Here is an 8,066-nt window from a genome sequence, read left to right on the forward strand (position 1 = left end):
CATTTATCCAATTTATGGATTATATATAATGATTAAGAATTTTCTTAACCGGTCCCGGACCGAGATAAAAATAAATAAGATATTCCGCTAGCGAGTGTTGCATCAATCATCTGCCAGGGCTTTAATAAAAATGAAACGCATTTACTTAATTGGCGATAACGTCAAATTTATTCTTTCTGAAAAATGTTTAATCAGGCTGGACAATGGTTCAAAAGTCAAATTAAGGGCTTCTGCCGCTTTTTGTCTGCTGTTACTGCTGGAAAATCACGGCAAACTGGTGACGCATGACGAACTCTATAAGTTTGGCTGGGAGCGCTTTGGTATGACGGCATCCCTTAACGTGTTGCATAACACCATTTTCTACCTGAGAAAAATGCTCAATCAGGCGGGCGATTTTGAAAGTGGGATCATTGAGACGATTCACAGACGCGGGTTTATCTTTAATCTTCAGGTCACTGTGGCGCTGACCTATATCAATATGGATACCCCTGATGAGGATGAGGGCCTGAAAGCTGAAGAGCATGAGCTGATGCATGATGAGAGCGACTCTTCTTCATACAGAGAGGCGTTGCATGACGGAAGCACAGAGGAAGCCGAGGCTCAGACTTCTGTTTCAGGGGCTGAGGAGACACCTGAAGAGCATGGCCCGCCCCCTGTCACCAGCCAATCCTCAGAGAGGGCGCTGGAACAAAAGGCGGATGATGCGCTCCCTGCTGAACCCGCACGGGTAAAACCCGATGCCACCAGAGTTCGCTATTCTGCTGCAATAAAGGCGGCAGGCAGACAGCCTGACTTTATTCATCCGCAGCGCCCGGTAAAAAAATTCCGCTGGTCAAGGCTGGTCATGTGCTTCAGTCTTCTGCTCATCATCATATGCGCCTTTATCACCTACCGCTCTGTATCGCCGGGGGATTATGTCTATTCGGGAAAGCTGGGGCAGTGTGAGGTTTATCAAAATAACCGGGCTTACAAATTCCAGAATTTAAAAATGGTGGGATACCTTGAGGCGTTCTGTAAGACGCCGCGAATTCTCTATCTGACGAGCTATCCCTATACCAATAAAATATCTTCCATCAATTGTCGTGAGAAAATCTCACTGCTGTCAGATGACATCTGCTACTCAAACTACTTTATCTATAAAAATAATGGCTACAACTATGATTAAGAAAATAATCTTCGCTGCGGTAACAGGTGGAGCGCTGCTATTCGTTATCTTTACGCTGTGGTACCGATACGGTTTAGCGACGGGTATTTCCTGCTCCGGCAATGTCAACTTTCACCGTGATACAGGCATTATGCGTCTTTCAACCAAGTTATATATTGCGGGAGAGAACGGTACGCTTTCCCTGAACGGCTTTGTCGCTAATGAAAACGGTCAGCGGGAAAGCATAAACCGGACCATAACCTTTAAAAGTGATCATACCGGGCCTCGTTACAGCTGGGTTTCTACCGAAATTAGCCCCTCTATCGATGAAAACATCTCCCCTGAGCGGTTAAATCAATGGTTCCCGGCGTTCTATCGCCAGCAAAATAACAAAGTTGAACTGTTTATCACCCGGGTGAACGTCAACTCGATTATGCTTTCTGGCGAATTTGTTCCTTATTACATCTGTACCCAAAGGCACTGACTCTTTATGCTGGTCTCTGCCATGCCGGGGATAAATAACGCAATTTATCCCCAACATGGCAGTACTCCACTTATCACCAGACGTGCATTTATTTCTCTTTACTAAAATAAAAAAACCTAAAAATCAAGCTATTACTCAGACACACCGCTGCCCTCCTCCCGTCTTCAACGCTGACTCACACTCATGCTGATTTAAAATTTAAAGCAACTTAATTTTAATAAACAAGACTTTTCCGAACGCTGCCGTTAAATTTCATCTCAACTTAACCAGACGGTAAAACTCACTGAAATCCACATTTGCCTGATAGTTAAGTTGGTTCAGCGGGAGGTAAAGCAGCGTTCATTCCTGTTTTATTCCCATCAACAAAAAATACCTGCAAAACGCGCATTAACGCTCTCTCTTCGGGCCGATTAAAGCAGCCCTTGAATAGTGTGCAATAAGCGCAAGCGACAAATAAAATAGGAATAACTCATGAAAAAAAATATGTTTAGTGTGTGCCTGGCAGGTTTACTGTTTTCAACAGTAATCAACGGTGCTCATGCCGAAGATAATACCCTCGTTTTCAAGGGAAAGGTTAATGACGCCGCCTGTATTGTCAGCGTGGGAACCAATGGCCGACTTGAGGTTGATATGCCCGACGTTCGTTCCGCTGATTTTGGTCCACAGGTGGGGGATATTAACCCTAAAAGCTGGAAGCCATTTACGCTGACGTTGACGGATTGCAGAACGGCAACCAAAAGCAATGTTCAAATATCTTTTCAGGCTGCTCAGCCGGATGGCGATTATATCGGTTTAACCGGCGCTAACCGTGCTAAGGGTGTAGCCATTGCTCTGGCAAATCAGGATAAAACTTTACTCCGTAATAATACGTTCAGTAATGCAATGCGCGATGGTGAAAACTCGTTTAGTTTCCAGGCAGCGCTGGTCAGAACGATTGCCGATACCCAGGTAGAAGGCAGTGATGCCATACCTGGCATTGAGCCGGGCGATGTCTATGCAGAAGCGGCCGTTAACGTCGATTACCAATAATTAAACGGGGGCTGCAAAGCCCCTTAATCGGGAGGCAGAAGTGAGATTTATTATTGGTTTTATTATTTTCATCATTGCCGGTACCGCTCAGGCAAATATCAGCCTGGGCGTCACGCGGGTGGTCTTCAATGAGGGCAGTAAAGATGTGACCCTGTTTGTCAGGAACAGTAGCAAAGAGACCCCGTTTCTTGTGCAATCCTGGGTCAGTGACCCGGCCAACAGCGATAAAGCCACTGACCAGTTTTTGTTAACGCCGCCCCTGTTTCGAATGGGCGCGGGTGAAGAAAACCTGTTACGCATTGTGGACACCTCGTCATCTTTACCCGCTGACAGAGAGAGCCTGTTCAGAATCAACGTCAAAGCGATTCCACCTGCGCCCGATAAGGACAAAGCCGGGAATACGCTACAGATTGCCCTGAAAACCACCATCAAGCTTTTTTACCGACCGGCGTTTATGAAAGCGATGAAGCTGGAGGATGAGGTGGCGAAAGTCAGCTGGCGTGCTGCCGGAGACAAGGTCACGTTACTGAATCCGACGCCCTTTAATATCGCCTTAACCAAAGTGACATTTAACGGTACCCAGAGTGTGGAAACGCAAAGTGGTTTACCGGCAAAAGGCGAGCTTGCTGTTACCGCGCCAAAAAAAGGGATAAGCGACATCGAAATTGAATATATCAATGATTATGGCGGTGTTGTGAAGAAGAAAATAAAGAAAGAATAAAAAGTTATTCCTATGAATAAATTAGCCTGTTTGTCATTTCTTATGCTTTCTGCTCTGCATTCTGCTCTGGCTGAGGAGAGCTTTAATACCTCTTTTCTGGAGGTGAGCGGCAGCGCGGGTGATCTTAACACGCTGAAGCAACAGGTTGAGAACATCACCCGATCGCAGCCAGCAGGGGAATATTGGGTAGATATTTATATTAATGACGTTATCTATTCGAAGCAGACAGTCAATTTCATCTATGACAAAGAGGCGGGTAAAATTGCGCCCTGCCTGAGCAGCGAATTTTTTGAGAAAGCGGGCCTTAAAAAGAGCGCACTTGCAGCCTTACAGGGCACGGCGCAGTGTGTGGCGTTTAGGCAGCGCCTGACAGGATCAGACTTCGTTTATGACTTTGCTAAACAGAGATTGTTGATCACGATACCGCAGGCTTTTCTGGACGACAGTAATCGGGAAAGGATCAAAGCGGGCTGGGATAATGGCGAAACAGTGCTGTTTTCTAACTACAGCCTCAGCAGCTCTCAGGTCTGGTCTGCGGGCAATCGCGCCGCTAAAAACCAGACGATGACGTTTGCCTCGCTGAATAATGGTTTCAATTATGGTGCCTGGCGATTCAGGAATCTGACCTCTGTTCAGCATGGCGGATCAGCCAGGACGAAGATTACGACGCCGCAGAATTACCTTCAGCGTCCGATCCCCTCTCTTGATGCTAACCTGAGTCTGGGCGATCTCTATTCGAATGGCGAAATCATTGATGGCGTCAATTATCGCGGTGTGTCGCTGGCTTCAGATATAAGCATGCTGCCCATCGAATCGCAGGGTTTTGCCCCCACGCTGCGCGGCATCGCCAATGGTCGTTCAAAGGTTTCGGTTGCGCAGAATGGCTACAAAATCTTTGAGCGCTGGGTCCCTTCAGGCCCCTTTAACATCAATAACGTGCCTTCGGTAAATGGCGGTGATGACCTGCTCATTACCATCGAAAATGAGGCGGGCGAAAAACAGTATTATCGTCAGCCCGCCTCTGCGCTGCCGGTGATGGTGCGCGGCGGACAGTTCTTTTATGAACTCAATGCCGGAGAATATCGCTCGCTTTATCCTGTAAAGAGCGGCACCACGCCTTACTTTGTGACGGGCACCGCGCGCTATGGTTTTTCCGGTAATACGACGCTTTACGGCGGTACGTTACTGAACAGTGACTATCAATCTTATGCCCTGGGCTTTTCACGCAATCTGGCGGGATATGGTGCGATATCCGCAGACTCGACAACTTCGCGGTTGAAATATGCAAACGCGAAGCCACAGAGTGGCAATGCGTTTCGCTTGCGCTATGCCAAGGATTTCAGCGGCACCGGCACGAATTTCACGCTGGCTGGCTACCGCTATAACACCAGCGGCTTTAAAAAATTCAGCGACCTGTTTGACGCTGATAATTCAGCGACTGCGAAGAGTGACGCTCTGCTCTCAACCTCAGGGCTGAAAAATAGTGTGACAGCCACGATTTCGCAGAGATTAACCGATAACGCCAGTCTCTATTTGAATTATAACAAAGATAATTTCTGGAAATCGCAGTCGCCACGTCAGACGCTTCAGGCTGGGTATAGTTTTAATCTGGGTCGGGCGAGCGTGACGCTGTCGGGCACCCTGAATCATTCACAGGAGAAGAGATCGTCGGCGCTTTCTGTTTCGTTCAGTATGCCACTCTATGCGACACAGAACGCGCCGCGCCTCTATGCCACTTCAGGGTATGGGGCACGAAACCTGACCAACACGCTGACGCTGTCTGACACCTCAAGCAGCGTACCGGCATTAAATTACAGCACCACTGCGGCAACTACTCAGGGCGACTATGGGCAGACTCAGTCTCTGGGCATTTCGGCCCAGTACAGCGGGGCAAAAGGTAATGTGCGAAGCAACCTCTCGCACAGCAATGCCCGTAATCAACTCGATGTCAGCGGCGAAGGTGCCTTAACGTTTTACGATGGCTCCCTGATTACGTCTCCCCCACTGGGTGACACCAACATCATCGCCAGGACGAATGAGATAGAAAACGTGGGGTTCGATTTTCAGTCCAGGAGTCGTACCAACCGGCAAGGCTATGCCCTGTTAACCAGCGCAGCGCCCTATACCAAAAACCGGGTCTCGGTCAGAACCGAGACGCTGGATGATGATGTGGAAATTGAAAAACTGGTCGGCGAAGTGACGCCTACGCGCGGCGCATTCAGCATGATCGATTTTTCCGGTAAGAAGGGAAAGAAAATTATTCTGCATGCTGTGAACGACAACGGTGAATTTGCTCCCTTTGCCGCAGAAGTGGTTATTCATTCAGAGAAAAATCAGGCGATTTCATCAGCACTGGTAGCCGGGAATGGCAGCGCCTATTTAACCGGCGTGCCGGAAAATGCGCGATTTGAGATTAAGGTGAATGGAGAGCGATGGTGTTCCGGTGAAATATCTGAACGCGATTACCGCTCAGCTAAGTCAGGCGTCATTAAGGTAAATAAAATATGTCATTAGTTTTTATCTCGCGCATGCTCTGTATCTATTTTTTGATGAGTCTTCATGCGTTATATGCCAAAGATACGGTCAATATCAGCGTGACGGGAAATCTGGTCAAGCCACCCTGTACGTATACAGACAGCAAGACGATCGATGTCAATATGGGGAGTGTGACCTATGACAAATATGAGACTGCAACGGGGCGCATCCCACTGGTGCTGACCTGTCCGCCACAGTCCGCTGTCCAGGTTACTGTCAGGCCTGGCAGCGGAACCACCCTGGCCAATGGTTCGACAACCACGGCGGTAACCAGCTATCAAAACTTAGGGATTGAACTATGGTGGAGCGGCGCGCAGGCGCTGGCGGGTGGCCAGCAGCAACTGGTCAGCCTCACCGGGAATAAAAAGTTTACCGACCTTTCGGGTCAGGTTGATCTCTCAATGACGCCAAAATTAAAAAAGCTGGCTGAACTCGGGGTAAGCACGTTCAGCGCCAGCTTCACCGTCGAATTAAGCTACGACTAATTGCCCTGTAAGGCTTGTTATGAAATGCATGATATTGAGTGTGCTTTATATTGCGCTTTGCAATAGCGCATTAGCTATAGATGTGAATGTCAGCGGCAAGTTACTGGCCCCAGCCTGTGGCGTTGAACTGCCGCCCGATAATGTGATTGCGCTGCCTGATGTCACTCTTGCCCGGCTCTATAAAGGTGATAATAAACCGGCAGCGACCCAGATAAAGGTTATCTGTCATGAGCTGACCAGTGTCAGTTTTGTGCTGCGCGCTGATGACACAAAGCAGAATGGGGTGATTGCTACCAGCCTGACTGGCATCGGACTGGAATTAAAATATGGTCTTAATCTTACGGGGGGGCTTGCGCAATTAAACAGGCCCGGTGAAGTCATTAACCATACGATATTGAATGAAGGCCTGTTTCTGGTAACAGCACGGCCGATTATAACAGATGAAAACAAAGCAGCGGCAGGCAACTATGCCGCTTCCGCCCTGCTCAGCGTGGAATATCGCTGAATACTCATTCACTATTTGAATATAACTTCATTTACCTGCCAGCAATATTGCTCAGAGGTGCCACTTGTTCATTTTAAGAGCATTAATGATTTTTATTTTTTCATTCTCGGTTTATCACTGTCAAGCCGCCGACCTGGTGTGCAACCCCCAAAATCAGGTTGTAAATTTAGGTGTTATCCAGGAGGGTGTTACCAATAATTTTAACGCCTACAAAGATGGGCCCCTTAACTACTTTACCTGTAATGTAAACAGAACCTTTTTGTATGGCGCCTCGCTTTCTTACACTGTCGAAGCTGTAGCAGGTAACGCCAGGCAAGGAGTTTTAATTCCTATGGCGTACAACAATACGCAATTAAGCGGTTATAAGGCCAATACCGCTACTAACCTCTGCCTGGGGCCCGATAACTTCGCCTGTAACTTCAGACTCAATGCTGGCAGCATGATCTCTTTTTCACTGAGTTATCGGGTTTTAACCAATATTAATGGCACCGGCATTTTCCTGGGAAAAATAAATTTATATCAGACACCCAGAGTATTGACAGGGCAGTCTGAACAGATTACCTCTTTTTATTATACCTACACGATAGCCGCTAAGCCTTGCATGGTCAGTAACACAAATTTATTGGTGAATTTTAAAGATCTCGATAATCGTCTTGCAACTAACCCAAACCGTGAGGTTGCACTTACGGTTAATTGTCCTGCGCAGACCAATGTTGATGTTCTGCTTAGCCCCAGCCAGCAGGTGGTAACGGCTTCACAAGGCTTATCAAAAACCTCTTTAGCCGGTCTGAATATGCAGGTGTATCAGAATGGCTTGCCGATCGTGCTGAATCAGACCAGCACCCGGCAGTTTCAGCAAGGCATCAATAGCTACAGGCTGGCCTTTTACCCGCGGCTGGCGACATCTGTGACACCGGTCGGCAGCTTCAGCGCGGACTATACGCTGACCTTTGACTATAAATAAGTCTCTGAGGGTTGTGGGCAGATGAGGGGTTTCGATGTCGCGCCAGCTCAGCGTGCCGGTCTACAGCCGGTTCCTGTCCGCCGTCACGGTCGAGCCGATGACCGCCCCGTCCAGCTGCGTATGTTCGCCCACGCTGACGTCAAAGCCGCCTTTGCCCGCGAAGAGTCCGGTCTGCTCCTCCACGCTCTGCCAGGCTCTG

The 8,066-nt window shown here is 48.2% G+C and carries 8 protein-coding genes; all 8 read left to right on the top strand.

Annotation, left to right across the window (positions count from 1 at the left end; translation table 11 throughout):
* Positions 1–130 precede the first annotated feature (130 nt).
* The 8 genes from ACCW71_RS20410 to ACCW71_RS20445 all read left to right on the top strand — a co-directional run bounded on the left by ACCW71_RS20410 (position 131) and on the right by ACCW71_RS20445 (position 7,867).
* Positions 131–1,165 (top strand): winged helix-turn-helix domain-containing protein, encoded by a 1,035-nt coding sequence (locus ACCW71_RS20410; RefSeq protein WP_436374461.1) that lies wholly within the window; start codon positions 131–133, stop codon positions 1,163–1,165.
* Entirely contained in the window at positions 1,158–1,628 is a 471-nt protein-coding gene (locus ACCW71_RS20415) for a hypothetical protein (RefSeq protein ID WP_436374462.1), read from the top strand. Before ACCW71_RS20410 ends, ACCW71_RS20415 begins: the two co-directional genes overlap by 8 nt.
* 471 nt (positions 1,629–2,099) lie before the next feature.
* Entirely contained in the window at positions 2,100–2,657 is a 558-nt protein-coding gene (locus tag ACCW71_RS20420; protein WP_436374463.1) for a fimbrial protein, read from the top strand.
* Between the two features lie 40 nt (positions 2,658–2,697).
* Positions 2,698–3,378 carry a fimbrial biogenesis chaperone gene (locus tag ACCW71_RS20425; RefSeq protein ID WP_436374465.1) on the top strand — a complete coding sequence of 227 codons (681 nt, stop codon included), beginning with the start codon at positions 2,698–2,700 and terminating at the stop codon, positions 3,376–3,378.
* A gap of 42 nt (positions 3,379–3,420) precedes the next feature.
* Positions 3,421–5,892, top strand: coding sequence for a fimbria/pilus outer membrane usher protein (locus ACCW71_RS20430; RefSeq protein ID WP_436374467.1), 2,472 nt, complete (start codon positions 3,421–3,423; stop codon positions 5,890–5,892).
* The gene (locus ACCW71_RS20435) at positions 5,883–6,398 is read left to right on the top strand and encodes a fimbrial protein (protein WP_436374469.1); all 516 of its coding nucleotides are present in this window, start codon (positions 5,883–5,885) and stop codon (positions 6,396–6,398) included. Before ACCW71_RS20430 ends, ACCW71_RS20435 begins: the two co-directional genes overlap by 10 nt.
* Positions 6,399–6,438: 40 nt before the next feature.
* Positions 6,439–6,903, top strand: a complete 465-nt coding sequence (locus ACCW71_RS20440; RefSeq protein ID WP_436374471.1) for a fimbrial protein — start codon at positions 6,439–6,441, stop codon at positions 6,901–6,903.
* Positions 6,904–6,988: 85 nt separating this feature from the next.
* Positions 6,989–7,867 (top strand): hypothetical protein, encoded by an 879-nt coding sequence (locus tag ACCW71_RS20445; protein WP_436374472.1) that lies wholly within the window; start codon positions 6,989–6,991, stop codon positions 7,865–7,867.
* Positions 7,868–8,066: the final 199 nt, after the last annotated feature.

Source organism: Pantoea sp. C2G6 (genome assembly GCF_051336815.1).
Lineage (GTDB): Bacteria > Pseudomonadota > Gammaproteobacteria > Enterobacterales > Enterobacteriaceae > Pantoea.